This window comes from Nitrospira sp. (assembly GCA_024760545.1).
Taxonomy (GTDB): domain Bacteria; phylum Nitrospirota; class Nitrospiria; order Nitrospirales; family Nitrospiraceae; genus Nitrospira_D.
This window is the reverse complement of the sequence record CP060501.1, coordinates 4,385,467-4,411,730: the sequence shown is the minus strand read 5'-3', so window position 1 is coordinate 4,411,730 and position 26,264 is coordinate 4,385,467. Positions and strand designations below refer to the sequence as shown.

Sequence of the window (26,264 nt, the reverse complement as noted above, 5' to 3'; positions counted from 1 at the left end):
CCTCTCGGTGTCAAAGCTATTGCTCTTCACCGGACGACGACATCTGAAGAAACACCCCTTAGACAAATCAGGTGCCCCCGCGTGGACGAGGACGCTGCGGCTGGTTCCCAAACCCCGGCGGCAATTCGCTACCCCTTTTTTCGCCGAACGGCTGTTCGATGCCGACCACGACCATATCTCCTTCCACCAGGCCACCGGAAAGGATCTCTGTTGCCACACCGTCCGAGATACCGGTCTCCACCGAGAGAGCAGCCAGATCCCCGTTCTCTCCCGGCTTCCAGATAGTTCTCGCCGCCATCGTTCGAACGTCGAACTTGACCGGACTTCCTCCGTCCCCTTTGGCCGTTCTCCCGTCGGATCCCTGACGGCTTCCCTCACCCTTTGGAGGCATGAACCGGAGGGCTGCGTTGGGAACCTTGAGTACTTGGTCCTTCTGGGCCACGATGATCGATACGTTGGCGGTCATGCCTGGTTTTAGCCGTAGCTCCCTGTTATCCACTCCGACCACCACGTTGTAGGTCACGACATTCTGCACATTGATGGGTGCGAGCCGCACCTGCCTGATGGTGCCGAAAAATGACATGCCAGGATAGGCATCCACTGTAAAAATGACTTCCTTGCCCTCTGTCATTCCGCCGATATCCGATTCACTCACATTGGTATCGACCTGCATTTTGGTGAGATCAAGGGCAATCAGAAACAGATTCGGCGTGGAGAAGCTGGATGCAACCGTCTGTCCGACTTCGATGTTGCGCGCAACAACAATGCCGTCGACGGGCGATCGAATGACGGTATATTTCAATTCCAACTCAGTCGCATTCAATGCCGCCTCTGCCTGCTTGACCTGCGCCTCGGCAACCCGCACCTGCGCTTCCGCGCTTTGGAAATTTGTGAGCGCGACATCGACTTCGTTTTGCGAAACAAACTGCTGGGGCAATAATGATTGGGCTCGGTCTAATTCGCGTTTGCGCTGAGCCAGGTCGGCCTTGGAGTGTGCTCCGTTCGAACGCGCCATCTCCAGATTGCTGAAGGCCTGTTCTCGACGAGCCTTGAACGGTTCGGGATCGATAGTCGCTACGGTATCTCCAGCCTTGACGCTCGAATTGAAATCCGCGTGGAGGCTCTTGATCATCCCCGACACCTGCGTGCCGACCTGGACCAACACAACCGGATTGATCGTCCCTGTTGCGCTGACCACAGAAACGACCTGTCCACGCTCGACCGCAGCCGTGCGGTACCGGACGGGCGCTTTGCGCTCCCCGTTGAAAAACACGTAGCCACCTATGGCCAACCCGATGGCTAACACGCTGACAATCAATCCAATTCGGCGCATGAATGAGGAACTCCAACCTTGAAACGCGCGTTTATCCTATCAAGAAGACCGCTGATAATCATCTCCATTGGGGATAAGCGATGTACCGTCCTTGCGGAACAGCTCGCTTAGCTTAACACGTGGGCGGTCGCATACCAAGAAATGAGAAGCCTTGGTCGAGGAAACGCTGTAAAGACGGGTATTTAGCGGAGAGAGCCTATGGGATTCTTATCCCAAGAATCGTTCTAAGAATGTCGTCGACACATGGCCCTTCTGAAAGTCGGGATCATCGAGAATCCGACGGTGAAGCGGGAGCGTCGTTTTGATGCCTTCAATGACGCACTCACTCAGTGCTCGTCTCATGCGAGCCATGCACTCCTGTCGATCACGGCCATGGGTGATCAGCTTTGCAATCAGCGAGTCGTAGTACGGAACGACGATCGAACCGGTCTCCATCGCGGAATCGACCCGCACTCCGAACCCCCCCGGTGGGCTGTACTTGGTGATGACCCCCGGAGAAGGAGTAAACTTCTCTGGATCTTCGGCGTTAATACGGCACTCCATACTATGGCCGGTGAGCACGACGTCCTGTTGCCGGATCGAAAGCGCATGACCGGCGGCAAGACGGATCTGCTCCTTGATCAAATCGATACCGGTCACCATTTCGGTAATGGGATGCTCGACCTGGATACGGGTATTGACTTCCATGAAATAGAAATTCCGATCCTTGTCGAGCAGAAATTCGACGGTTCCGACGTTTCGATAATGCGCTGCCTTCACGGCTTCCACAGCGACCCGACCAATTTCCCGACGCAGTTTGTCATCGACGACGGGAGACGGCGTTTCCTCGACCAGTTTTTGATGCCGCCGTTGAATCGAGCAATCCCGCTCCCCGAGATGAATCACTCGGCCCTGGTTATCGGCCAAGATCTGCACTTCGATATGGCGAGGTTCCAGGAAATAGCGTTCAAGGTACACCCCGTCGTTGCCGAAGGTCGATTTGGCTTCAGCTTGAGCGGCTTGAAAGGCCCGGCCCAAGTCTTCCGCCTTATTGACGACCCGCATGCCTCGCCCTCCCCCTCCGGCTGATGCTTTGATGATGACGGGGAAACCGATCTTCTGTGCGGCCAGCAAGGCATCCTCCTCGCTCCGCAATTCTCCTGGGCTCCCGGGTGTGACCGGAAGTCCACGCTTTGCGACAATCTCGCGCGCCTTCGCTTTATCCCCCATCATGGCGATATTTTCAGAGCTCGGTCCGATGAATTTGATGCCGATGGACTCACAGACTTCAGCGAAATGGGCGTTCTCGGACAGAAATCCGTACCCGGGATGGATTGCATCGACTCCTGTGATCTCTGCGGCACTCAGAACATTCGGAATGTTACGGTAACTCAATGCGGATTCGGCCGGCCCGACACACACCTTTTCGTCGGCCACTCGAACGTGCAGAGCAAGCGCGTCGGCCTCGGAGTGAATGGCCACGGTCTTGATTCCGAGTTCCTTACAGGCTCGGATCACTCGCAGCGCGATCTCTCCGCGATTGGCGATCAGAACTTTCTTAAACACGTCTCGGCTCCGGTACGATGGAGAGGACTGCCGTCAGAACGACCTATGAAGCAGTTTTGGGATCGATGAGAAATAGAGCCTGACCATATTCCACTGACTTGGTGCTTTCCACCAATATCTTGACGATACGACCGTCCACCTCGGACTCAATCTCATTCATGAGCTTCATCGCTTCAACGATGCACAGCACTTGTCCCTTCTTCACGGAATCTCCCTCTTCCACATAAGGATCGGCATCAGGCGAGGGAGACCGGTAAAACGTGCCGACGATGGGTGACGTCACGGTCACAAATCCCGTGGCTCCTTCCACGACCGGTGTCATGGCTATGGCATGATGCGCCGGCTGTTGAGAAGGAGCTGGAACCGACTCCTGCACGGCGGTCGTGAAAGGCTTCGTGGCTAATTCGTGGCGAACCCGAATCCGGAATCCCTGACGCTCAAACTCGAGCTCGGTCAAATTATTACGACGAAGCAGATCGATGAGTTCTTGGATTTGCTTCGCAGAACCGCCTGTGAGCGATGCCTCGGAGATCGGCTCGTTCACGGTATCTGGCAACACAATCCGACGAGTCTTTGCCTTCGATCGACGACGACTCACCGAACACGCTCCACATAGGACCGAGTGCGAGTATCGATCCGGATGACGGTACCGACCTCCAAGTACAGCGGCACTTTGATCGTCGCTCCTGTTTCGACGACCGCCGGCTTGGTCCCCCCCGATGCAGTATCCCCCCGCACACCAGGATCCGCATCGACCACCTTGAGCTCGATAAAGTTCGGCAACTCAACCGCAATCGGCCGATGCTGATAGATGAGGATCTTGGCGACCATGTTTTCTTTCAAGAGATCGGCATTCTCTCCTAACTGACTTCTCTCAAACGTCAGTTGCTCATAAGTCTCCGTATCCATGAGCGTATAGGAATCTCCGGTGGCGTAGAGGAACTGCATGTCGCGTTCCTCCAAATCAGGCTCTTCAAACCGTTCGCCTGATCGAAACGTACGGTCCAAAACATTTCCGGAAAGATAGCTCTTCAATTTGGTGCGCACGAACGCGCCGCCCTTGCCGGGCTTTACATGCTGAAATTCAACGATATAGAAAGGTTCGCCTTCAACCATCAACCGTACACCGCTACGAAAATCAACCGTGGAAATCACTCGTCACTCCCTTCGACAATGAGCCTGAACGGCCCGAAGTCACCCTCACTCTCCGCCTTGCAGTACGTCTGCCGGCAGAGGGGCCTCATCCTGAAGAACTTTTGGCCCTGGATACAGATATGTGTTCACATAATCCGCGCAGAGCCAGGAGATAGCCGGCAGGACCGAACCCCGACACCTGCGCCAAAGCAACTCCGGATACATAGGAATGTCGCCGGAACTCTTCACGCCGATAAATGTTCGACAAATGGACTTCGACGGTGGGCAGATCAACGGCGGCCAGAGCATCGCGTATCGCGATGCTGGTATGGGTATAGGCCGCCGGATTGATGATGACACCATGATAGCCGCGTCGCGCTTCTTGAATCCACGTCACCAATTCACCTTCGAGATTCGACTGCCGAATCACCAGCTCTGCTCCGAGCTCTCCTCCCAATTTCATGAGAGACGCATCGATCTCTGCCAGCGTTGCAGTCCCATAAATGGATTCTTCCCGATCACCCAATAGGTTCAGATTGGGACCATGCAGAACCAAGATGCGCGGCATATCGCGTATGACACCTCCTATACCTACACCCGATTCACACCACCCGCACACCAAGGGTGGCATTCTAGCAGTCCCGTTTCAGGGGGTCAAACCGTTGAAGTCACGAGGAAGTTTTTGGGCTTGAGCGAGAAAGCGCTGGAGAGTCTCGCCGACGTGCCTGGATTGAGGTGAGCCACTGCTCAAGTTGTGTGACGGTCGGATTTCCGGTCACTTGTGCACTTGGTGTCGTAACGGCGGTCGCGGAGACAGGACCGGCTTCCGGACAGGTCCCCGGGCCGGACGACGTGTCGGCTTCGTTGTTGAGGGGCAACGTGGCATCACTTAAGGTGGATGTCACAGGTTCTCCGCGAATAGGGTCTGATTCAAGACTTGCCGTGTCGGCCGATTTCTCGGGCGACTGTCCTTGCGCTTCACTTGCACCATCAACTGCTGATGCGTCGAGACCGGCACGAAGGGATAACGCCTCTTGGTCCTGTGGGTTAACGGCGAGAATGACGTTGCAGGACCGAATGGCTGCCTCCTTGGCCCCTTGAGCTACATACAGCTTGGCCAATGTTCGATGCGCACGAAGATTATCGGGACTGACTTTTATGGCTTCTTCAAGGATAGCTTTCGCCTTGATCGGCTGGTTCATCTGCTCGTAGGCCCGGCCTAACGCCACCATGGCCGTAATGAACCCTGGGTAGGTTTTCAGCCCGTCTTCAAGGACGGCCACTGCCTCTTCCCACATGCCGGCTTTGCCGTACTCCTCCGCCAGAGGGATGAAGACTTTAGACCCTGGCTCTTTGGCAAAGGCTAAGGCCAGTCGATCGATCTCGGCGGCGTTACCTGTCTTCTTGGAACCCGGGGCCATAGATCGTTTACTCCACTAAGGATGCGCGACGAGGCGACATGACGCACATGTCGTGCACGGCAGTCAGTATCTCGTCCGCCAGGCGACGCTTGGACATGAGGGGCAACGCCCGTTCTTCGCCCGTAGCCGAGAGAATCACCGCCGCGTTGTCATCACTCCCGAAGCCAGCTCCCGCTTGCGTCACATCGTTGGCCACGATGAGGTCGAGTCCCTTTCCTCTCATCTTGTCCTTGGCATGAGCCACAACGTGCTCCGTTTCCGCCGCGAATCCAACCACGATTTGCGATGTCCGTCGCGCGGATAACATCGTGAGAATGTCCGGAGTCGATTCAAGCTCCAGCACGATCTCGGATTTCCCCTGCTTTTTAAGTTTTTCTGCGGCAAGCGTTTTGGGCCGAAAGTCCGCGACCGCCGCCGCCATGATCAAGACCGTGGAGGAAGAGAAATGCCGACACAACGCATCGGTCATTTCGCCGGCGGTGCCTACTCGAACCGTGGTGACTCCCGACGGAGGAGTCAGAAACGAAGGCCCCGTGACCAACACGACCTCAGCCCCCCGATCCCGCGCGGCTTCCGCAATTGCGTACCCCATTTTGCCCGACGAACGGTTGGAAATAAAACGCACCGGGTCGATCGGTTCTTGAGTTGGACCGGCAGATACCAAGACTCGCTGACCCCGCCAATCCTGTTGAGGGATAAGCGCCGTGTGGACTGCATCCAAGATGCTGGACTCTGAGGAAAGCCTCCCTTGGGCAACCTGTCCGGAGGCAAGCGATCCTACCTCAGGATCAAGTACGACGACACCGCGAGATCGGAGCGTGTGCACATGTTGAACGACCGTGGGATGTGTCCACATGTCGCCGTCCATCGCTGGAGCGATGATGACCGGACATCGAGCACTCAACAGCATGGTGGTCAGTACATCATCTGCCAGTCCAAGAGCGGCCTTTGCCAGAAAGTTCGCCGTCGCCGGCGCCACAACAATCGCATGGGCATGCTCCGGAACCGCGAGGTGGGCCATCTCTTCATGAGCCTCAAAGAGATCTGTCGTGACCCGTTTGCCTGAAAGAACCTCAAACGTAAGGGGAGTTACAAATTTCGTGGCGGCTTGCGTCATGACGACCGATACCGTCGCACCTTCGCGTGTGAAGGCTCGAAGCAATCCGACTGCTTTATACGCAGCGATGCTTCCCGTTATCCCCAAGGCAAGACGCTTGCCCCTCAGACTGGTCGGTGATGGCGCGACGTCCACTGCCTACTCCTCGGTCGGAGCCGCCGTCGGTTGGACCGTATCATCCACGTATACACTGAGCTCTTTCTTGATCTCCCGGGCGTCCTCACCGGTCATCATCGCGATACGCTCGGTTTCCCCTTCCTTCCCGCGCTTGGCTTCCTTCATGGCATCGCGGGCCTCCTTGCCGGTCAAATACTTGACATGCCCCCGTAAGACCTCATCAAGCGCAATGGTTGTTTCCTTCGTAAAACGAGAAGACACGGCAGGCTTGGCTCCTTGAGTCAAGTGTTTCGCGCGCTGAGAGGCGACGATCACCAATCGGTGGCGGGAGTCAAATTCATTAGTTGTGTATTGCGGCAACAAACTCAGCATGTCGATCATAATCCGCCTCGCTCCTCTTCTAGACAGTGGTTGATGATTCTCGATCGTCGAGTTTCGTCTCTTTCTCCAGAATAAAGCTCTGTTCCAGCCAATGCATGTCCATGCGTTTCGTCTTCAAGCGTTCCGCCAGAAAAATGCTTTGCAACTCGCGAAGAGATTGCGCGAGATCGTCGTTACGAACAATGTAATAATACTCCCGGAAACACCAGACCTCCTCTTTCACCTTCCGCAATCGGCGTGCAATTTCATCCGGAGAATCCGACCCCCGACTTTGGAGTCGAGTACGCAGCGTGTCCATGGACGGAGGAAGAATGAAGATATATACGGCATCCTCGAACTTCTTCTTGATCTGGAGGGCGCCTTGGACATCGATCTCAAGCAACACGTCGATACCCTGCTCCATCCTCTCCATCAGAGGCTTCCGCGGGGTTCCATACCAATGGCTGTAGACATGGGCGTATTCTAAGAATTCGTTTCGCGCAACCATATCATGAAACACTTTTTCTTCGATAAAGAAGTAGTCGCGCCCGTGTTCTTCTCCCGGGCGCGGCTTTCTCGTTGTAAACGATACCGAATGCCACACCCCGGAAACTGAGGTCACGATCTGTTTACACAAGGTCGTCTTCCCTGCGCCTGAAGGAGCCGAAATGATGTACAGAATTCCCCGGCGCTCGGGAGCTTGCCGCTTCCCGGTCAAGGATGGAGGGGGATTACTGGTGGTCATCGCCGTGCTCATTCGACGTTCTGTACTTGCTCACGCAAACGCTCAAGCTCGGCCTTCATTCGCACGACATCCGCCGTAATCGCAGCGTCGTTGGCTTTCGATCCGATCGTATTAACTTCTCGACCCATCTCCTGAAGGAGGAAGTCCAGCGTCTTGCCGACGGGCTCCGTGCCTCTGGTCGTACGGTCAAACTGTACCATATGCGCGTCTAGTCTGACCAATTCTTCTGTAATGTCGCACCGGTCGGCATACGTGGCCAGTTCCTGATTCAGACGGGGAAGATCCGGGATAATATCTCCTAATAATTTCTCTATTCGCAATTTCATCCGATCGAAAGTTTCCCGCGCCACATGCGGCGCACGAGTTGAGACCGATACCTTGCATTCACGCAAATGGTTGAGCCTGGCCAGAATATCCTGCGCAAGGAGTTCACCCTCCTTTTTACGCATGCTTGCCATATCGAGCACGGCCTTCAGTCCGAGTTTCTCCACCAATTTTGTGAGTTTGGGATCGTCGGTCGGCTGATCAGAAAACGCAAGAATATCTCGAAACCCCGCTATTAGCCCGATGTCGATGGAACCTTTCAGCTTCAAGGTCCGCTGGAGCGTGCGAAGAGCGTGATGGTACTGTTTCGCCAATTCAGCGTCAAGCTGCAAGGCGCGAGCATTGCCACGCCCCCCTTGCATCAATACCGTGATATCCACTCTTCCACGCGCACAATGCTGTTGAATGGTCTTCCGAAATACTTCCTCCAAAAGGTTCAGCGATTTCGGGAGACGAATGGACATTTCGAGGAAACGATGGTTGACCGATTTCACTTCTACGGTGACCGTCCCATCGGACCACACTCCCTGTCGCCGGCCAAATCCAGTCATGCTTTTAATCATTTCAACAGTTTTCCTTCCCACCCACAGACATCGAAAATCGGGCAGACCGTGCAGCGAGGCTTCCGCGCGAGGCAGACATACCTCCCATGAAGCAATATCCGTTGCGACACTTCCGTCCACTGGGCTTGCGGATAAAGGGATTGGAGGTCCCGCTCAATCTGTTCCGGATCGCTCGAATGAGTCATGGCCAAGCGGTTGGCCACTCGTTTCACATGCGTATCAACCACGATGGCTGGCTTTCCAAAAGCCGCTCCAAGGAGCACGTTGGCGGTTTTTCTCCCGACCCCGGGAATTGAAGTGAGTTCCTCCATCGTGTCCGGCACCTGGCCGCCAAAACGCGTACTGATGGCCTGCGCACAGCCGACTAGGTTCTTCGCTTTGTTCTTATAAAAACCCGTCGATCTGATCAGTCCCTCAAGCTCCGTCGGCATTGCCTTGGCCATTGCTCGAGGCGTGGCATACCGCTTGAACAGCGCAGGCGTCACTTGATTGACCCGTAGATCGGTGCATTGCGCAGAAAGAATTGTCGCAACCAACAACTGCCATGGAGATCGGTATGCCAATTCGACTTTTGTCGTCGGCATAGCACGGCGCAGGTTCACGGCGATCTGAGCCGGACGGTCCGGTGCAGACGGTGCATTCGTGTGTTGAGCCTTCTTCACGGCGGGCTGATTGTGCAGCGGTTACCGACGAGATGCAAGTGCCAGCGGGTCGTCCTGCAATGCCACGCCGGACATCCGATCTTCCGCGACCGGTAGAGCTCTGACGTGTGCCTCCAGTCGCGCCAGAAGAGGGTGAAGCGTGGCAGGCTGGAGGGCCGAAATCCCAATGGCGTCGTAACGTCGACAGAGCAATTCGACCTGCTGCGAAGCTACCTGATCGCACTTATTGAACACGAGTAATCGCGGTATTGTCATCAACTGCAGCTCCTCGAGAATAGCAACGACGGCGGTGATCTGAACGTCGATGTCCGCGGCGCTGATATCGACAACATGAAGCAGGAGATCTGCCTCTCGGAGTTCATCAAGGGTGGTCCGAAAGGCTCCGACCAATTCCTGTGGGAGATCACGGATGAACCCTACGGTGTCCGTAATAATGATTTCGCGATCCTCCGGGAATCGCAGGCGTCGGCTGGTCGTGTCGAGCGTTTCAAACAATCTGTTTTGGGCCGAAACCTGACTTTTCGTCAGCACATTGAGCAGCGTCGATTTACCCGCGTTCGTATACCCGACGAGAGAAACAACGGGAAGGCCATACCGGCCACGGCGGGACCGCCGTCGGTCTTGATGCCGTGTAAACTGCTCCAGTTCTCGCTCCAAATGCGTAATCCGGTCACGTACCCGGCGCCGATCGGTCTCCAATTTCGTTTCCCCTGGCCCACGAGTGCCGATGCCACCTCCCAGACGAGATAGTTGCGCACCCTTTCCGGATAATCGTGGGAGTAGGTACCGCAATTGTGCCAACTCCACTTGTACCTTGCCCTCACGACTGTGCGCTCGCCGAGCAAAGATGTCCAAAATCAGCTGTGTGCGGTCGATCACTTTAATATCGGTCATTTCCAAAATCGCTCGTAGTTGAGCCGGCGACAGCGTTTGATCGAAAATCACCATATCGGCACCCCGATGCAGCGTCTGAATCAGCACGTCCTTCATCTTGCCACTGCCGAGAAGATACCGCTGATGCCCATCCCCCGTTCGTTGTGTCATGCGGTCGATCACCGTGACGTCGGCGGACGTAGCTAGCTCCGCCAGTTCAGCCAAATGTTCTTCTTGCTCCGTTCGACTCTTCACTGAGGCGCTGACCAAGATCGCTGATTCCTTGCCCTTTTCAACCGCATGGTGCGCCCGGACCTGCTGGAGCTCAGCTTCGAGTTCGTCAATAAACTCGTCGAACCTCATGGTTAGGTTGTGAAAGGAGACAGCCTTGTGCACCTTGAACAATTGACCAGTCGAATTAGGCGGGAGCAAATGCGCCATGTATAGATTGCCTAGCCTACCGTCCTCCTCAATGGAAAGGACCGCGACCAGGTCAAGCCGTAAGAATGCGAGATCGGTGAGCAGCTCCTGGTTTAGCGGGTTGTCATGGAGTTGCGTCCGAATGAACCGCAGACCACGAAGAGATCGAGTTCCCGCACGGAACAGAGTCAAGGTCGTGGAAGACAGAGTCAGCTCCGTACCCACGATCACTTCTTGAACTTGGCCCCGTCGCGTCAGAAGCACACCGAGCGGCCGGCGAAGCTCTAAAGTGAGTTGCGCCATAGCTTTGGCCAGTTCCGGTGAAATGAGTTTGTCGTTGGAGACCCGTCGGCGGTAGAGTCGTTCGAGCGACGCCACTTGACCGGCACGCAGACCTGTGAGATGACCACGAATATCAGTAATAGGCTGTCTCCCTTCTGCCGGGAAAGACCATGCGGCTTTCCCCATCGAGAACCGTGGAACCCTCCATCGGGCTGATGTCCAAATTCAAGGATAGTCCTGCTCCACCCATGAGCAACTGACGCCCGGCTGAAGCGATCATGGCGGCATTGTCGGTACAGTATTCGGCCGTCGGCAGCGACAGACGGAGCTGTTCACGCGCCGCACGTTCGTGTAAGACGGCTCGCAATCGTGTGTTCGCCGAGACGCCTCCCACCACGGCGAGCGCACACAGGTTCGACTGCTTAAGAGCAGCGAAGGCTTTCATGACTAACACCTGGACGATCGCTTCTTGATAGCCTGCCGCCAAGTCGGCAACCTGCTCAGGCCGCAGAGGCACAGCCATGTCACGCAACCGATAGAGCAAAGACGTCTTGAGGCCGCTGAAACTAAACTCAAGACTGTTCTTTGCCTGGTGGAATCGAGGAAATCGAATGGCCTGTGGATCACCGGACCGTGCGATGCGATCAACAGCAGGTCCACCTGGGTAGCCTAGACCAAGCATCTGGGCTCCTTTATCGAACGCTTCACCGGCCGCATCGTCGCGAGTGCGTCCGAGCAGAGTGCACCGACCATCCGGATCACGGCGATAGAGATGAGTATGCCCGCCGGATACGACCAGGACGATGCAGGGCAGAGGAAACGTCGGATCGGCAAGCCATGCCGACGCAATATGGCCCTGTAGATGATTGACCCCAATGATAGGAATGCCCAATCCATAGCTTAAGGCCTTGGCGTAGTTGACCCCCACCAGGAGGGCGCCAGCGAGTCCGGGGCCCTGAGTGACAGCCACAGCAGCCAGATCAGTTTTCAAGACCTGGGCGGTTGCCAAGGCCTCTTTGACGACCACGTCGATGCTCCCAAGATGCGCGCGTGCCGCCAATTCGGGAACGACGCCCCCGAATCTTTCATGGACGGCCACTTGTGAAGAAACGACGTTGGAAAGCACGGTTCCCTCGCGATCGAGTACGGCTGCAGCCGTCTCATCGCATGAGGACTCAATGCCGAGAATCGGCCCGGGATTCCATTCGGCTTGGCACGTCAGCTTCGGCTGTTTGAGAGGAAGACGCATCATGGTACGAGGAAACCGAGGAGGAGCAAGGAACAAAACGGCCTCTGCAGCGATCCGCCACAGAGGCCACTCAATGATTGCATCGAGCTCGTCACAATCACGAAGGGTACTACACTCCAGCCATGGCCTCCTGCTCAATAAAGGTCGGAGCCCCATCCCGCAGAACCACTTTCACCTTGCGGCTCTCCTTGAAACGTCCTCTGATGAGCTCATCAGAGAGCGGGTCGCCGATGGCACGTTGGATAGCCCGCCGCATCGGCCTCGCTCCATACAGCGGCTCATACCCTTCCTTAATAAGCCATTGCTTGACTTCATCATCCACCTCAATCTCAATCCCCTTATCCAATAAACGGAGGTTCAGCTCACGGAGCAGAATATCCAAGATGCTGTAGAGCTGTTCTTTATCGAGTTGATGGAAAATGACGATCTCATCGATTCGGTTCAAGAACTCAGGACTGAACGATTTCCGGAGCTCTCCGAGTACTTCTTCCTTTTTCCGACGGGCGGCTTCACCTTCCGTGCTCTGGAAACCAAGAGACACGCCTTTTTGAATCATCTTGGTCCCGATATTGGACGTCATGATGACCACTGTATTCTTGAAATCGACCTTTCGCCCAAGACTGTCGGTCAACACTCCGTCGTCCAAGACTTGAAGCAGGACGTTGAACACATCGGGATGGGCCTTCTCGATCTCATCGAACAATACGACGGAGTACGGTCGACGTCGCACCTTTTCAGTCAGCTGTCCGCCTTCTTCGTACCCCACATAACCCGGGGGTGCGCCGAAGAGACGAGAACTCGTAAACTTCTCCTGGTACTCGGACATATCGACACGAATCAACGCATCCTCGCTGTTGAACAGAAACTCCGCCAGTGTCCTGGCCAGCTCTGTCTTTCCGACCCCTGTCGGGCCCAGGAAAATGAATGAGCCGATCGGTTTCCGGGCTTCCTTCAAGCCGGCGCGGGAACGGCGAATGGCGCGGGCAACCGCCGAAATCGCCTCATTTTGACCCACTACTCGCTTGTGGAGGAACTCCTCCATTCGCAACAGTTTGTTGGACTCCTCTTCTTCCAATTTGAAGAGCGGAATACCGGTCATTTTTGAAACAACATAGGCGACGTCTTCCTTGCCAATCACTGGCTTGTTCTTTTCCTGGCTCTTCTTCCACTCGCGCTTCGATTCGTCCAGCAACTTGCGCAACCGCTCCTCTTCCTCACGATGCCGCACCGCCTCCTCGAAATTCTGCATAGAGATGGAGAGTTCTTTCTCTCGAGCAACTTTCTTGAGCTCTTGCTCCATCGCTTTCAACTCGGAGGGCAGTGCATACGTTTGGAGCTTGGCCCGCGACCCGGTTTCGTCGATCAAATCGATCGCCTTGTCGGGCAGGAACCGGTCGGTGATATACCGGTCGGATAACTTCACGGCCTCGACGATCGCATCTTCCGTGATCTCTACTCCATGATGTTCTTCATATCGGTCCCGAAGCCCTTGAATGATACGCACAGTTTCGTCGAGATTCGGCGGTTGAACATGGATCGGCTGGAATCGACGTTTCAATGCCCCGTCTTTTTCAATGTGCTTGCGGTACTCATCCAAAGTCGTGGCTCCAATGCACTGAATCTCACCCCGCGAAAGCGCCGGCTTGAGCATATTCGAGGCATCGATAGACCCCTCGGCAGCTCCCGCCCCGACCAGCGTATGGAGTTCGTCGATGAAGATGATAATATTACCAGCCTGGACGATCTCCTTCATGACAACCTTGAGACGTTCCTCGAATTGCCCACGATACTTGGTACCGGCCACGAGAGAGCCCAGATCGAGCGCAATGACACGGCGAGAGAGCAAATTGTCGGGGACTTCTGACTGAACGATCCGCTGGGCCAGTCCTTCGACAATAGCAGTCTTTCCGACACCGGATTCGCCGATCAGCACGGGATTGTTTTTGCTTCTTCGACTCAGAATCTGTAGAACACGCTCTATCTCATCGGCCCGGCCGATCACCGGATCCAGTTGACCTTCTTGGGCCAACTGGGTCAGATCCCGGCCGAATTCGTCGAGAGCGGGAGTATTACTCTTCCGGTCACGCTCACGTGGAGCAGACTTTCGCAAAAACGTGACCGTCAACTGCCTGGCCGTCAACAGGTTCGCGCCCAAGCTCCGAAGAATTTTCCCCCCGATCCCCTCTTCTTCCCGGAGAAGACCAAGGAGAAGATGCTCACTCCCGATGTGATTATGGCCAAGGAGTCGGGCCTCCTCAACTCCGTATTCGATAACTTTCTTCACTCGTGGGCTGAAGGGGATTTCACCAAACGTCATGGTGGTCCCGCCACCAGGCAGGTTTCGCTCGATTTCAAGCCGGATCTGTTCGGTGGAGAGACCCATCTTTTTCAGGATCATAAGGGCGATGCCATCGGACTCACGAAGTATGGCCAAAACGAGATGTTCGGTCCCGAGATAGTCGTTTTGGTGCCGTTCGGCCTCTTCCCGCGCGAGGATGATGATCTTTCGACCTTTGTCCGTGAATCGTTCGAACATCCTGCCTCCTTCTAGTGAGTGCGAATCATGGGCGCGTTCGAGCAAAACCGTTGAAAAATCTTGACCTAATTCTAACCACAGTATGCGTGAGAGTCAAGGTTGAGCGGAGAACAAGACAGTGTGACACGACGCCATCCACCACAACCTCTCCGCTCATTTTTTCTTTTTCTCTGAACCGAGGCGACTCACTCCGCGCTTGGCTCTCCGTTGACATAAAAAGGAGCATCTCGATACAATCTCGCTCCGCTCTACGCCATCCATGGGTTTATTATTCGTGAAAAGTAAAAGTATCGGGATTTTGACCAAACCGAAGTTTCCCGAAGTCAAATCCACGCTGCTCGGAGTCGTGGCGTGGCTCCGTGCCCGCAACATCGATGTCCTTCTCGACACAACCTCCGCAACGTTACTGAACGAACGGGGCGGAATTCCCAAGACCCAGCTGGCGGACAAAGCCGACGTTCTGTTGGTGCTTGGGGGAGACGGAACCATCCTGAATGCCGCTCGCCTCGCCTCGGAACGGAGCATTCCTATCCTCGGCGTCAACATGGGGGGTCTGGGCTTCCTAACCGAGGTCCGGTTAGACAATCTCTATCCCTCCCTAGAGCGAGTATTCGCCAACGACTTTACCCTTGACGAGCGACTCATGCTGGCAACGCACGTTCATCGGCACGGGGAAACAGTTGCTCGCGGAGTTGTGCTCAACGACATCGTGATCAGCAAAGGGACGCTGGCCCGCATGATCGAACTCCAGATCGCTATCCAGGGACAATTCGTCACCAATCTACGCGGTGACGGTCTGATTATCGGGACACCGACCGGCTCTACCGCCTACTCTCTTTCTGCCGGAGGCCCCATCATGAACCCTGCTGTGCAGGCTCTGATCTTGACGCCGATCTGTCCCCACACCCTGACCCATCGCCCTTTAATCGTCCCTGGAAATGTCATGATCGAAGTGACTTTGACGAGTAGGGATGACGGATCAATGGCCACACTCGACGGGCAAGTCGGCGTCGCCATTACACAGGGCGATACGGCGGTGATTGAGGTTTCAGACCATCGGACCAGATTGATCAGATTTCCTGAAAGCCACTACTACGAAGTGCTCAGGGAAAAACTGAAATGGGGACACGGATGAGGAACCCCATAATTAATTGCCCGACACGCTCCCCTGTTCAATGTGTTTGAGCATATCCTGATTGGCCACAAACTTGAATTCCCCTATGCAGTCGGCTTTCCCAGGGAATGAACGCTCTGCCACATCGAGTGCCCGTAACCCGTTCACGTCGACTGGCCGACTCTGCCGCTTCTTCAACAACACATGTAAATGATCGAGCACTGTTTTGATATCTCCACCACCGTGCTTGGTCGCGAGGTAGCGTTCAACGACCTCTGCGCACCAATCCCCGTCACGTTTCGCGACACCAACAAGTCCTTCACTGGCTTTTCTGGCCCAACCGGCCAGAAACACTCCATCCATAACCTTGCCGACACTTTCGTCGTATGCCTGAAAGAGCGCATCATCGGGATCATTCCCTGTCTTGTTGGGGTTTGTCACAAACATGCCGTTCTTGTACGGGAGGCCGACCGTTTCATCGACCTTATCTCCAACGGCGAACACAACCGCATCGCATGGAAACTCATACAACTGCTTCAAGCCTACGGCGACGGTATCCTCCCCCTTGGGGTCAAGCCTATTGTCTTCCATCTCAAGCCCACGGACTCGATTGTGGGCATCAACCAGAATACGCTTCGGCGACGCGAGGAACCGGAAGCCCATCTTCGTTTCGGATACTTTCGGCTCGCATTTCGTGAACTCGTCGGTGAACCCTTTCAAGACTTCGTCGGGATTCTGCCCGACCTTGGCCATGCGGTCTTTGATGCGTTCAAACTCGCCTTTAATCCCGTCAAGATCCATATTGGCGCAGATGGTACGGATCTCTTTTGGATTGTATTTACGTTCAACCGGACCCCGCCGCACGATTGCCGTGACCCGCTCCACCTTCTTGTAGCGAATCAACCAGTGGGCAATGTCCACCATCACATCGCCCGCGCCGATGACCGCCACATGTTTTCCCACGTCAAACGGGCGGTCACCAAAGCCCGGGAGCCGATTGAAGTGATAGACCACGTCCTTCGCGTGAAACACGCCTTGAGCCGAATCTCCCTCAACCCCAATGGCTTTGGTTCCTTGGGCGCCGATCGTAAACACGACCGCGCTCGCACCCAGTCCCCGCACATCATCAACCGTGAGATCCTTGCCATTTCCGATCGAGACATTCCCAAAATAATGGACGTTCTTCTGTTGAAGAAGCTCCCAATACTGTTTTTTGAGCCCGCCGCGGAGTTTTAACTTGGAGGGGAATATCCCGTACTCGGCCAAGCCGCCGAATTTGATGTCGCGATTGAGGATGACGACTTCATGGCCCGTCTTCGAGAGCGAGCTCGCGACAGCCATACCGGCAGGTCCCGCTCCCGCCACAATAACCACATGCGCCTGAGATCCGCTCATACAGCATTCCTTAAGAAGTAAGTGATAGAAAAGCGTGGAATATCAATGGTTCGCGGAATGTAGCATAGCCGTTCCCGCACTGTCAAAAACTGTGACCGGATGGCCACGATAGCCGATCGGATCGCTACTTGCGCGGGTATCCTCCGTCGATTACAATGCCGCTCGCTTCCACAAAGGAGGCTACCCACTGACACGTCAACCTCTTCAATCACAGGCTGCACCCGGATCTCATGATGCCCACTAGTCAATCACTCTCTCCGTCGTTAGCCGCGGCTCAGGCACCTCTTGTACGCTACTACCCCGTCTGCAGGGGCGACAGCGCGCTTCCTTTGAAAAGCTTGGGTCTTGAGGAGGCGTTCATCGTACCTGATTTCGATCTGGCTGAGGAACTCATCGCCCGTGGGGTCGACAGCTCGCGCGTTGCTATCAGCGGTGAATCGCAGGACCCGGGGTATTCTCAAGCGGCGGGAGGTAACCAGCTTGTACCTGCCTCACCGTTCGAATTCGACCAATCGATTCTCATTGTCCTTCCAACCTACAACGAACGATCCAATCTTGAGGCACTTGTCACCGCGATCGGCCAATACCTGGTGGCTGATATTTTGATCGTTGATGACAATTCACCGGACGGCACCGGACAACTAGCTGATGAACTCAGTTGCCGACACGGACATGTACACGTGCTGCATCGGGCCAGGAAGGAAGGACTCGGACCGGCCTACCTCGCGGGATTCGAATGGGCGTTGCACCGAAAGTATGATCGTATCATTGAGATGGATTGTGACTTCAGCCACGCTCCGTGGGATCTGCCTCGCCTGGTACACCGCAGCGGCACCGCCGATCTGGTAATCGGAAGCCGCTATGTGCCGGGCGGTGGGACGGAAAACTGGAATGCACGCCGGCGATTGGTCTCTCGTTGCGGCAACACGTATGTCAGTCTCTTCCTCGGCTCACATATCCATGACTGGACAGGAGGATTCCGCTGCTATCGTCATGAGCTCTTGGAGAAGATGGATCTCGAAACCGTGAGGGCCAAAGGGTACATCTTCCAAGTCGAGCTGGCCTGGCGAGCCGTGCGACTGGGCGCCAGCGTACATGAATTACCCATCCGCTTCAGTGATCGTATCCAAGGCCAGTCCAAACTCGGCTGGGCCTCGCTCATCGAGGGACTGACGGCAGTCCCGAAAATGTATTTTCGGAACTGACCCAGGCAAGAGCCGTCCGTCCACGCTCTCCATCCTTCCTGACCCTGCGGCTTCGGCTGATGGGATGAGCCGGTAGTCAGCCACGCTGCTGTTAGCAGACGGCCTCACCATGCACGCAAGACAGTTTGAAAGAAACCGCCGGCTCAGCATGCTCAAGTTTAGTTAAATCGATGATAAGTTCGTCTTTGGCGTTGGCCAAAACCCCGTCGAGCAGACTGCTCCTCACAGGAATAACGGCTTCAGCAGGCTGAAAGATCAGGTCGAAGCCTTTTGCTGCGGTTGGTCGCATCGGATAACGCCGATCGTAGATCATCCCATAGGCCGGAATACCGTAAATGATCCGCCAGTTTCCCAGCAGAATATGCATCTCAGTTCCGTGAACATACAGCCCGCCTGTCGTAATAATTCTCCTCGCGAAGGTTTGTGGTTGGCTCAAGTAGAAGGTGACGCGTTCGTTGTATTTCGCTTCCGCCAGTGCCTCCGATATCCGCATAGACAGGAGCGCCAGTTCCTCATCGGTGAAGGCCGGAACTAACGGGGATTCACCTTGTATCCAGCGTTGCAGCGCAACCCGATGTTCCCGCACCTTCATGCCCGACAAAATCGTGCGTATTTTTTCCGGCTCCATCACGAATGGATGGGTATGGTGACCCGGCGGCCATTCAGCGAGCACATCCGCATCTTCCTCCAATCGGACGTAATTGACCGGATCTTCATAGACGATCCGTGCCGGCACATGAGGAGTGGCGCAACCGAGGAGGACGAGAACTAAGGTCATAATTACTGCGGTGGACCGCCATGCCGATTCAACCTGCATGACACACTACCCTTCGCTCACGATCACGGTCATCTCTGCGCGCTCCAACGGATTGTCTCGCCCATCGCGTTTCATAGTGACGATCTTGTCGACCACATCCATGCCGCTGACAACTTCCCCGAACACTGTATATTGCCAATCAAGGAAATTGGCGTCCGCGACGCAGATAAAGAACTGAGAACCGGCACTATCCGGATCATTCGCCCGAGCCATTGAGACAATGCCCCGCTTATGAGGCTTACTATTGAATTCAGCCTTCACCTTATACCCTGGTCCACCCATTCCATGTGACGACCGGTCGGACCCTTTGCTATTCGGATCTCCTCCTTGGATCATGAAACCGGGAATGACGCGGTGAAACGTCGTCCCATTGTAGAACCCCTCTTTGGAGAGCTTGATAAAGTTGCTGACATGACCGGGCGCCACGTCCGGGAAAAATCTGAGAATGATTTCTCCCATCGGTTGCCCCTTACTCGTCACGGCTATTGTTGCTCGTGTCTTCTCGTTGATATCCGACATTGCGTGCATCCTTTCAGTGATCATCGAAAGAGAAAGGGCGGCGGCGCCATCCCTGCTTCCAATCCTTGATTGACAGCCACCCAGGTGTGACCGTCATCGCTTCGAAACACTCCCGCGCTCGTCCCCGCATAGAGGCCTTTATCTCCGGTCCCGATCAACACCTGAACGGCGAGGTTAGTCAGCCCTTTATTCACAGGAATCCATTGCTTGCCCTTGTCCACCGTTCTAAAAATCCCGTTTCCGGTCGCCACGACCAATCCCTGGTCGCTGAAGACGATACCCCGGATAGAGTCGTTGGGCAGCGCCCGGCTGATCGGTCGCCAGGTTAGCCCACCGTCGGCGCTACGAAAAACTCCGCCATCGAAGGTGCCTGCAAAAATACTCTGGTCTTGATCGATGACCAATACGCGAATGAAGTTTTCGATCATCCCTTCATGATCCTTCAACCCATGTCGCAACCGCACCCACCCAGATGAACGAGGGCTGAACCGAAAGACGCCTTTCCCGGAAGTCCCGGCAAACAACGTTCCGTCGGTCGAGCGAGCCAGTGCATGAACCAAAATATCATCCAGCCCCGCCGTAACGGGCGCCCAGGAATTTTCAGCGTCATTCAGCCGATACACACCATCGCCTGTGCCTGCATACAGTTCATGATCGACCGCCATCAGGGCTTTGACTTCAAGCCGCTTGAGGCCTCCGTTGATCGGCTGCCACGTGTTCCCTTCATCACGCGAGCGGAACACCCCGCCACGAAATGTGCCGGCATAGACTGCACCGTCTTTCGCTGTGGCCACACTTAAAATAAACGGATCACTGACACCCCCTCCGACCGGCATCCAGGTGGCACCTCGGTCCATGGTACGAAAAATCCCATGTCCGAATGATCCGGCATAGATCGTCCCGTTTCCGGCCATCACGAGGGCCTGCACGCTGGCCGCGGATTGTTCGAACGGCCCCGACGTCACCAACGGTTCCGAGGTCATCGGCGACGACGATATCGGCGAGAGATCGGAAGACCCGACGCTCTCCGCCGAGGCCAAGCCGAGAACACTACCCCACATCAGTATCGCAGACATGACGACTCGTATCCGCTTGGCCTTCACGGTCTGAGGTGTCATCGAACCCTCGTTCCGGCAGTATTGATGGGCAAATCCGGATCAAGCGGCAAATCGACTCCACTTTGGTCCTGGCTCCGGCCGAACAAGCGGGCGCCGAGTATTCCAATCTCATACAGCACCATCAACGGAACCGCCATCAGGAGCATGGTAAAGAGCGTCGCGTCAGGGGTGACGATGGCGGAGACGATGAGACACAACAAGATGGCATGTTTCCGATACCGCACAAACGTATGCGCCGATGCCATTCCGATCATTGCCGCCAGAGTCATTACCAATGGCAATTCGAACGCGCAGCCGAAGATGAGCAGGAATTTCACATTGAAATCAATATACGTCCCGACACTCAGCTGGGGCGTGATATCTCGGTCGAGGCCGAAATTCACGAACAGATCGATCACCAGCGGCAGAATGACTAAATTGCAAAATACCAGACCCAGTGCGAAAAGACCTCCGGCCACACAAAACAGGGGAATCGCCCAACGTTGTTCTTTCGGCAACAACGCCGGCTCGACGAACTTCCAGCACTGATAGAAGATGACGGGGAGGCTGAGAATGACGGCCGCGAGCAACGAGACCTTGATCGAGGCGAACAGCGCCTCCGTGGGTCCATAAAACGCGAGCTGGTTCGGGAACGGTTTATTCAGCCAAGCGATCATCTCGGCTGAAAAAGAGAACGTCACAATCAACGAACCCAAAAGGGTTGCGCCGATGATGACCAATCGTCGCTTGACGGTTGCGATATGGACGACAAGCGGATTGACAACCTGTTCCATAACGACAGATTCAGCTACGCGGATGGCCGGCAGGCGGCCGGCCTCTCATTGGGTGGGCTGCAGCCCTTGTTCGCGATAGTGGCGAATAAGCTCGGCGAGTTTGTCTTTCTTCGCCAGTTTTTCTTTTTGCATCCGTTTTTTCTCGACCTCTTCGGTCGGCGTCAGGACATGGCGTCTCTGCAGCTCATTCAGTTCAAGATCCAGGCGATGGTGGGACTCTTCCAGTTCCCGGAATTCGGTGTTGGAGTGGCGAAGCTGTTCGACAATCGCGTCTTCCGTCAACATGCGACACCTCCTGGTTAGGTTGAGTCTGTTTAGACTGATTCACCTCCACCGGCTGACACACGGTTTCGGCGTTGGCCACCGTGCATCACAAGCGGGCTCATTTCCATGAGTACTGCGTCTTCAATGGGATTGGTATAGTACTGAGGGCGTGTGCTGATCTGCGCGAACCCCATACGAGCATAGAGCGCGCGCGCCGGTTCATTCGAAGCTCTGACTTCGAGAACTGCCCGAGTGGCCCCTTGCTCCAGACCCAGACGGATAGCTTCAGCCGCAAGAGCACGCCCGACCCCTTGCCTCCGCATGGTTGCTCTAACGGCTAAATTCATCAGTCGAAGCTCTTCAAACACGATCCAGAAACAATGGTACCCGATGATGCTGACTCTGGCCAGCGCCTCCGCTCCTCCGCCATGCACCGCAACGAAAAAATGTGCGAACTGGTTTCCGATCAATTCTGCTTCCAGCATTTTGCGCGTCCAGGGGGACGAGAAGCAAGCCTCTTCCAACGAGAGGATGTCCGGCAACATATCCGGCGTCGCCGGGAGGATCTCAAACTCAGTAAGAGCCCCGTTATTCATACTTCAAATGTGTTCTACCGCCGAGGGCCTCTGGCCAATCGTTCAGCAACTTTCTTCTCGATGCGCTTCTGCCGTCGTACGACCGGTGACACTCCCCCCGACCGCTCATACTGTATTTCCGCTTCGACTCGCTGAACATAGAGCGGTGCAACCACGTCATCCGCGATCTCGCCTCGTCGAAGCCGTTCTATTCCGAGCAACGCCACTGGCACGGCCGAAGGTTTAAAGACGTCTACAGATCCTACCGTCACGGTCACAGACGCGGGCAATGCCGCTCGAATCTCGGGCTCCATCGAGGACCATCCGGCTCCGAATAGCAGTGTGCGCTCGGTGAGGCTCTGTGCCAAGGCCCTTGGACTCCCGACTTGTTCACCCAACACGCGATTCAATCGCCCATCCTGCGTCCAGCGAAAAATCGCCCAGTACACCTCTCCTCGACGACTGATCAACACCGGACACACCGGAGTCATAGCCGTTCCTGCATTCCACGCCATTGCTTCCAAGGTTGGGACCAATGCCAATGGACATCCACTTGCAGCCCGCAGTCCTAGGCACGTCGCAAGACCTACACGGATACCCGTAAACGAGCCAGGCCCGATCGAACACGCGAGGCCGCCGATGTCACGGAGTTGTAATTCGGATTGAGCGAGGAGTCGATGGATCGCGGGCAAAAGCAGAGATCCATGGGCGCCGCCGGCTTCTTGCTCATGCTGTGCCAGGACGAAGTCGTCTTTGACGATCGCCACACTCTGCCAGGCCGTGGCCGTTTCAACCGCGAGAATGTTCATCGCTGATTATGAAATCTGTCCCAGGTCTTCCGCTTTGATCGCTTGATTCTGATGCATCTCATGGAAAATGACCTGTACGGTGCCTTGCCCCCGGCCGTCCTCAAGAGAAATTTTGAACGGACGGAGCGTCCGGGCATCCTGATCGCCGGCTGCTTCTGCTGAAACAGGCCCCACCTCGTTCAGCGACCTAAAATCGTCGTACTGAATCGTCGCTTCCACCTCTCCATTGGAACCCAGCCGATCTTCCTGTACCACCAACAATCGACGGTCGAACCACAGGCGGCGGATCGGTGGACGCGATGCGCCAGCTCCCCCGCTTACCGGCGCATAGACGTCAAGACGATATCGGTTTTTATCTTCCGCTAACTTAACCGTCTCATCCTTGGCGATCGAACTCGTTCCCAACACGCCGCCGACGGCCCAGGCACTCAACTGAGAAAAGCGAGCCAGCTTCCCGAGATCTCTCATGTCGGATTGGCGACCGGTATAGACTTTCCCTTCAATGGGCAGACGGAGCTTATACCATTCATCGGCTTGAACAAACTCAAACAGTTCGTTCCCGATTGGCGTAAAGCCTCTGAGCCGGAGGGCGTTCGGCCGACGATAATAGACCGCACCCTCGACCCGCGACACGATGGGAATGAGTCCCCCTCGCACTTTGGCACTGAACAGTCCTTTCAGAGAATGAACCGCCGCATTTCGCTGACGCAACAAAGCCGTTAATTCTTCCGCCGTCACCTGTTTAAGCGGCAGCTCCTCCTTTGGAGCCATGAGAGCACAGCCAGTCAACAATATAACCGCGAACGGCACAACAACCGACAGAAAGGCTTGGCGCATAGCGATGGTGCTTGTTGAATGATCAGCACAGCCCTGGTTCTTACGCCAATACCGCATCGAGCGCCTCTCGCACTTCTTGAATGCCGATCAAATCCATCCCCTCGATAGGCTCCAGCTTGGTCAGATTCCGCTGAGGCAAAATACAGCGTTTAAATCCCATCTTGGCCGCTTCGCGGATGCGCGCTTCGGCTTGGCTGACGGCACGCACCTCTCCGCCTAACCCAACTTCCCCTAACACCAACATCCCAGGCTCGACAGACACCTCCCGCAAGCTTGATGTGACGGCCGCCACAATTCCTAGGTCGATCGCCGGCTCGTCAATATGCATCCCTCCGACGACGTTCACATAGACATCTTGTCCGGAGAGGTGTACGCCCAACCGCTTCTCCATCACGGCGAGCAAGAGCGAAACTCGATTCAATTCCACCCCGTTCGCCATCCGTTTGGGCATCGCATAGCTGGTCGAAGAGACCAACGCTTGGAGTTCCACCAGGATTGGTCTGGTACCTTCGAGACTGGACACGACTACCGACCCAGTACTCCTGTGAGGGCGCTCCGCCAAGAACAGTTCTGAAGGGTTGTTCACTTCTTCGAGCCCCGCATCCTTCATTTCAAAGACACCGATCTCGTTCGTCGATCCAAAACGATTTTTTACGGCTCGGAGGATTCGGTAGCTATGTCCCTTGTCGCCTTCAAAATACAAGACCGTATCGACGATATGTTCCAGCAACCGAGGCCCGGCGATTGCCCCTTCCTTGGTGACATGCCCAATGATGAAGACAGGAACTCCGGCCCGCTTGGCAAACCACATGAGCTGACCGGCCACCTCCTGCACCTGGCTAATGCTGCCGGGAGCGGAGGTCAGCTGTTCCGTGTAGACAGTTTGAATCGAATCGACCACCACGGCAGCCGGCTCAACGTCCTGCACCGCTCTCAGGATCTGTTCAAGGGAAGTTTCGGCCAAAATGAGCAAATGCGGGTGTTCGATACCCAGACGCTGCCCGCGCATCTTGATTTGTCGAGGAGATTCTTCGCCGGAGACATACAGAACAGGTGTGTCCTTCGCCGCCAACTTCGGCAGGACTTGCAACAAAAGCGTCGTCTTGCCGATCCCGGGATCTCCTCCGATCAAGATCACCGAGCCGGGAATCACGCCACCCCCCAGAACCCTGTCAAATTCCCCGATGTGCGTGAGCCGACGATCCTCTCCTACTACCTCGATGTCGGAAATGGGCGTCGCTTCAGCCTGAACTGTTTTCATCGCAGCGGGACGGCCCTTGCCGGTCGCCGCCTGCCGCTCCTCCTTCATCGTGTTCCAGCCGCCGCAGTCTGGACAACGGCCAAGCCACCGTGGCGCTTGGTGTCCACAGGACTGGCACGAAAAAACGATCTTGGGTTTCAAAAATTACCCTCACGGAGAAACAGTCTCATATGGCTATCTTAATGGATGCAAGGAGGGAAGAAAAGCCGGGAATGTCCGAGCCCCGAAGCAGGAGAACCGACTGGAGCGCTGTGAAGTTTTGAAGAAGAATTATATAGCTTTTCACAATCCAGATCTCATCTCGGCCATCTTCCGTGCGCAGAAGCATACGCACCCTTCGACGAACGCCACACTATCACCACAGTAGCGCTTCAGCGACATCGCCCCTCAGAATTTTCATCTTGACGGACTACCAAGATGTACCCTATTTTCCCACTTGTTGATTAACAAAGTCATATTTTATGAAACTCTCGAAAAAAAGCGAGTACGGTCTTCGAGCCTTACTTGAACTGACGCTGGCACATGGTCACGCCACGCTGCAGCGGCATGACATTGCGGCTCGACAGCATATCCCCATCGAATTTTTGGAGCAGATTCTCCTGATGCTCAAACGAGCCGGGCTTGTCTCCAGTCGACGTGGGGTAAAGGGAGGATACACCCTTATCAAGCCGCCGAAGGATGTCACGCTGGGCCAAGTGATCCGCATACTCGATGGTCCCCTCGCTCCAATCGGCTGTGTCAGTAAGACGGCGTATCAAAAATGCGGTGATTGTCCTTATGCCAATATGGCGCGCTGCCCGGTACAGCAGGTGATGGGTACAGTCCGTGACGCGATCGCCGGAATTTTGGATCACTATACACTTGCCGACTTTGCATCCGGCCGCTACAAGGACTGA

Annotated in this window: 27 protein-coding genes; 3 read left to right on the top strand and 24 right to left on the bottom strand. The window is 55.4% G+C overall.

Annotated features, from left to right (window positions below):
- Positions 1-67 precede the first annotated feature (67 nt).
- From H8K03_20985 to H8K03_20920, 14 genes are all read right to left on the bottom strand, one after another.
- Positions 68-1,333, bottom strand: coding sequence for an efflux RND transporter periplasmic adaptor subunit (locus H8K03_20985; protein ID UVT20210.1), 1,266 nt, complete (start codon positions 1,331-1,333; stop codon positions 68-70).
- Between the two features lie 207 nt (positions 1,334-1,540).
- Positions 1,541-2,878: an acetyl-CoA carboxylase biotin carboxylase subunit gene (gene accC, locus H8K03_20980; GenBank protein UVT20209.1), complete on the bottom strand. Its 1,338-nt coding sequence runs from the start codon at positions 2,876-2,878 to the stop codon at positions 1,541-1,543.
- A 43-nt stretch (positions 2,879-2,921) separates the two neighbouring features.
- Positions 2,922-3,371 (bottom strand): acetyl-CoA carboxylase biotin carboxyl carrier protein, encoded by a 450-nt coding sequence (accB, locus tag H8K03_20975; protein ID UVT22566.1) that lies wholly within the window; start codon positions 3,369-3,371, stop codon positions 2,922-2,924.
- Between the two features lie 101 nt (positions 3,372-3,472).
- Positions 3,473-4,033, bottom strand: a complete 561-nt coding sequence (efp, locus tag H8K03_20970; protein UVT20208.1) for an elongation factor P — start codon at positions 4,031-4,033, stop codon at positions 3,473-3,475.
- Between the two features lie 85 nt (positions 4,034-4,118).
- A complete protein-coding gene (gene aroQ / locus H8K03_20965) occupies positions 4,119-4,580 on the bottom strand; it encodes a type II 3-dehydroquinate dehydratase (GenBank protein ID UVT20207.1) in 462 nt (153 codons plus the stop codon).
- 100 nt (positions 4,581-4,680) lie between these two features.
- A complete protein-coding gene (locus H8K03_20960) occupies positions 4,681-5,433 on the bottom strand; it encodes a tetratricopeptide repeat protein (GenBank protein ID UVT20206.1) in 753 nt (250 codons plus the stop codon).
- A 7-nt stretch (positions 5,434-5,440) separates the two neighbouring features.
- Positions 5,441-6,658, bottom strand: coding sequence for a bifunctional phosphopantothenoylcysteine decarboxylase/phosphopantothenate--cysteine ligase CoaBC (gene coaBC / locus H8K03_20955; protein UVT22565.1), 1,218 nt, complete (start codon positions 6,656-6,658; stop codon positions 5,441-5,443).
- A gap of 30 nt (positions 6,659-6,688) precedes the next feature.
- Entirely contained in the window at positions 6,689-7,048 is a 360-nt protein-coding gene (locus tag H8K03_20950) for a DNA-directed RNA polymerase subunit omega (protein ID UVT20205.1), read from the bottom strand.
- Positions 7,049-7,067: 19 nt separating this feature from the next.
- A complete protein-coding gene (gene gmk, locus H8K03_20945; protein ID UVT20204.1) occupies positions 7,068-7,772 on the bottom strand; it encodes a guanylate kinase in 705 nt (234 codons plus the stop codon).
- An 8-nt stretch (positions 7,773-7,780) separates the two neighbouring features.
- Positions 7,781-8,647, bottom strand: a complete 867-nt coding sequence (locus tag H8K03_20940) for a YicC family protein (GenBank protein UVT20203.1) — start codon at positions 8,645-8,647, stop codon at positions 7,781-7,783.
- A gap of 8 nt (positions 8,648-8,655) precedes the next feature.
- Complete coding sequence (gene nth / locus H8K03_20935; GenBank protein ID UVT22564.1) at positions 8,656-9,243, bottom strand: endonuclease III; 588 nt, start codon at positions 9,241-9,243, stop codon at positions 8,656-8,658.
- A gap of 99 nt (positions 9,244-9,342) precedes the next feature.
- Entirely contained in the window at positions 9,343-11,082 is a 1,740-nt protein-coding gene (hflX, locus tag H8K03_20930) for a GTPase HflX (GenBank protein UVT20202.1), read from the bottom strand.
- A complete protein-coding gene (gene tsaD, locus H8K03_20925; GenBank protein UVT22563.1) occupies positions 11,030-12,145 on the bottom strand; it encodes a tRNA (adenosine(37)-N6)-threonylcarbamoyltransferase complex transferase subunit TsaD in 1,116 nt (371 codons plus the stop codon). Before tsaD ends, hflX begins: the two co-directional genes overlap by 53 nt.
- A gap of 109 nt (positions 12,146-12,254) precedes the next feature.
- Positions 12,255-14,681 (bottom strand): ATP-dependent Clp protease ATP-binding subunit, encoded by a 2,427-nt coding sequence (locus H8K03_20920; protein ID UVT20201.1) that lies wholly within the window; start codon positions 14,679-14,681, stop codon positions 12,255-12,257.
- A 274-nt stretch (positions 14,682-14,955) separates the two neighbouring features.
- Here H8K03_20920 and H8K03_20915 point away from each other — a divergent pair, with 274 nt between their 5' ends.
- Positions 14,956-15,816, top strand: a complete 861-nt coding sequence (locus tag H8K03_20915) for an NAD(+)/NADH kinase (GenBank protein ID UVT20200.1) — start codon at positions 14,956-14,958, stop codon at positions 15,814-15,816.
- Positions 15,817-15,828: 12 nt separating this feature from the next.
- Here H8K03_20915 and H8K03_20910 read toward each other — a convergent pair whose 3' ends face one another.
- A complete protein-coding gene (locus H8K03_20910) occupies positions 15,829-17,190 on the bottom strand; it encodes an FAD-dependent oxidoreductase (protein UVT20199.1) in 1,362 nt (453 codons plus the stop codon).
- 515 nt (positions 17,191-17,705) lie between these two features.
- Here H8K03_20910 and H8K03_20905 point away from each other — a divergent pair.
- On the top strand, positions 17,706-18,395 hold the full coding sequence (locus tag H8K03_20905) for a polyprenol monophosphomannose synthase (GenBank protein UVT22562.1): 690 nt from the start codon (positions 17,706-17,708) through the stop codon (positions 18,393-18,395).
- A gap of 91 nt (positions 18,396-18,486) precedes the next feature.
- Here H8K03_20905 and H8K03_20900 read toward each other — a convergent pair whose 3' ends face one another.
- The 9 genes from H8K03_20900 to radA all read right to left on the bottom strand — a co-directional run bounded on the left by H8K03_20900 (position 18,487) and on the right by radA (position 25,509).
- Positions 18,487-19,212 carry a hypothetical protein gene (locus H8K03_20900; protein UVT20198.1) on the bottom strand — a complete coding sequence of 242 codons (726 nt, stop codon included), beginning with the start codon at positions 19,210-19,212 and terminating at the stop codon, positions 18,487-18,489.
- A 6-nt stretch (positions 19,213-19,218) separates the two neighbouring features.
- Positions 19,219-19,671, bottom strand: coding sequence for a peptidylprolyl isomerase (locus H8K03_20895; protein UVT22561.1), 453 nt, complete (start codon positions 19,669-19,671; stop codon positions 19,219-19,221).
- 80 nt (positions 19,672-19,751) lie between these two features.
- Positions 19,752-20,849: a hypothetical protein gene (locus tag H8K03_20890; protein ID UVT20197.1), complete on the bottom strand. Its 1,098-nt coding sequence runs from the start codon at positions 20,847-20,849 to the stop codon at positions 19,752-19,754.
- Positions 20,846-21,622 (bottom strand): twin-arginine translocase subunit TatC, encoded by a 777-nt coding sequence (tatC, locus tag H8K03_20885; GenBank protein ID UVT20196.1) that lies wholly within the window; start codon positions 21,620-21,622, stop codon positions 20,846-20,848. The genes H8K03_20890 and tatC overlap by 4 nt, the downstream gene beginning before the upstream one ends.
- A gap of 45 nt (positions 21,623-21,667) precedes the next feature.
- Positions 21,668-21,907, bottom strand: coding sequence for a YdcH family protein (locus H8K03_20880; GenBank protein ID UVT20195.1), 240 nt, complete (start codon positions 21,905-21,907; stop codon positions 21,668-21,670).
- A 29-nt stretch (positions 21,908-21,936) separates the two neighbouring features.
- Positions 21,937-22,482, bottom strand: a complete 546-nt coding sequence (gene rimI / locus H8K03_20875; GenBank protein UVT20194.1) for a ribosomal protein S18-alanine N-acetyltransferase — start codon at positions 22,480-22,482, stop codon at positions 21,937-21,939.
- 14 nt (positions 22,483-22,496) lie between these two features.
- Positions 22,497-23,270 (bottom strand): tRNA (adenosine(37)-N6)-threonylcarbamoyltransferase complex dimerization subunit type 1 TsaB, encoded by a 774-nt coding sequence (gene tsaB / locus H8K03_20870; protein UVT20193.1) that lies wholly within the window; start codon positions 23,268-23,270, stop codon positions 22,497-22,499.
- A 6-nt stretch (positions 23,271-23,276) separates the two neighbouring features.
- A complete protein-coding gene (locus H8K03_20865; protein UVT20192.1) occupies positions 23,277-24,041 on the bottom strand; it encodes a hypothetical protein in 765 nt (254 codons plus the stop codon).
- Positions 24,042-24,147: 106 nt separating this feature from the next.
- A complete protein-coding gene (gene radA / locus H8K03_20860) occupies positions 24,148-25,509 on the bottom strand; it encodes a DNA repair protein RadA (GenBank protein UVT20191.1) in 1,362 nt (453 codons plus the stop codon).
- 320 nt (positions 25,510-25,829) lie between these two features.
- On the opposite strand from radA, the gene H8K03_20855 reads away from it, so the two are divergent.
- Positions 25,830-26,264 carry an Rrf2 family transcriptional regulator gene (locus H8K03_20855; protein UVT20190.1) on the top strand — a complete coding sequence of 145 codons (435 nt, stop codon included), beginning with the start codon at positions 25,830-25,832 and terminating at the stop codon, positions 26,262-26,264.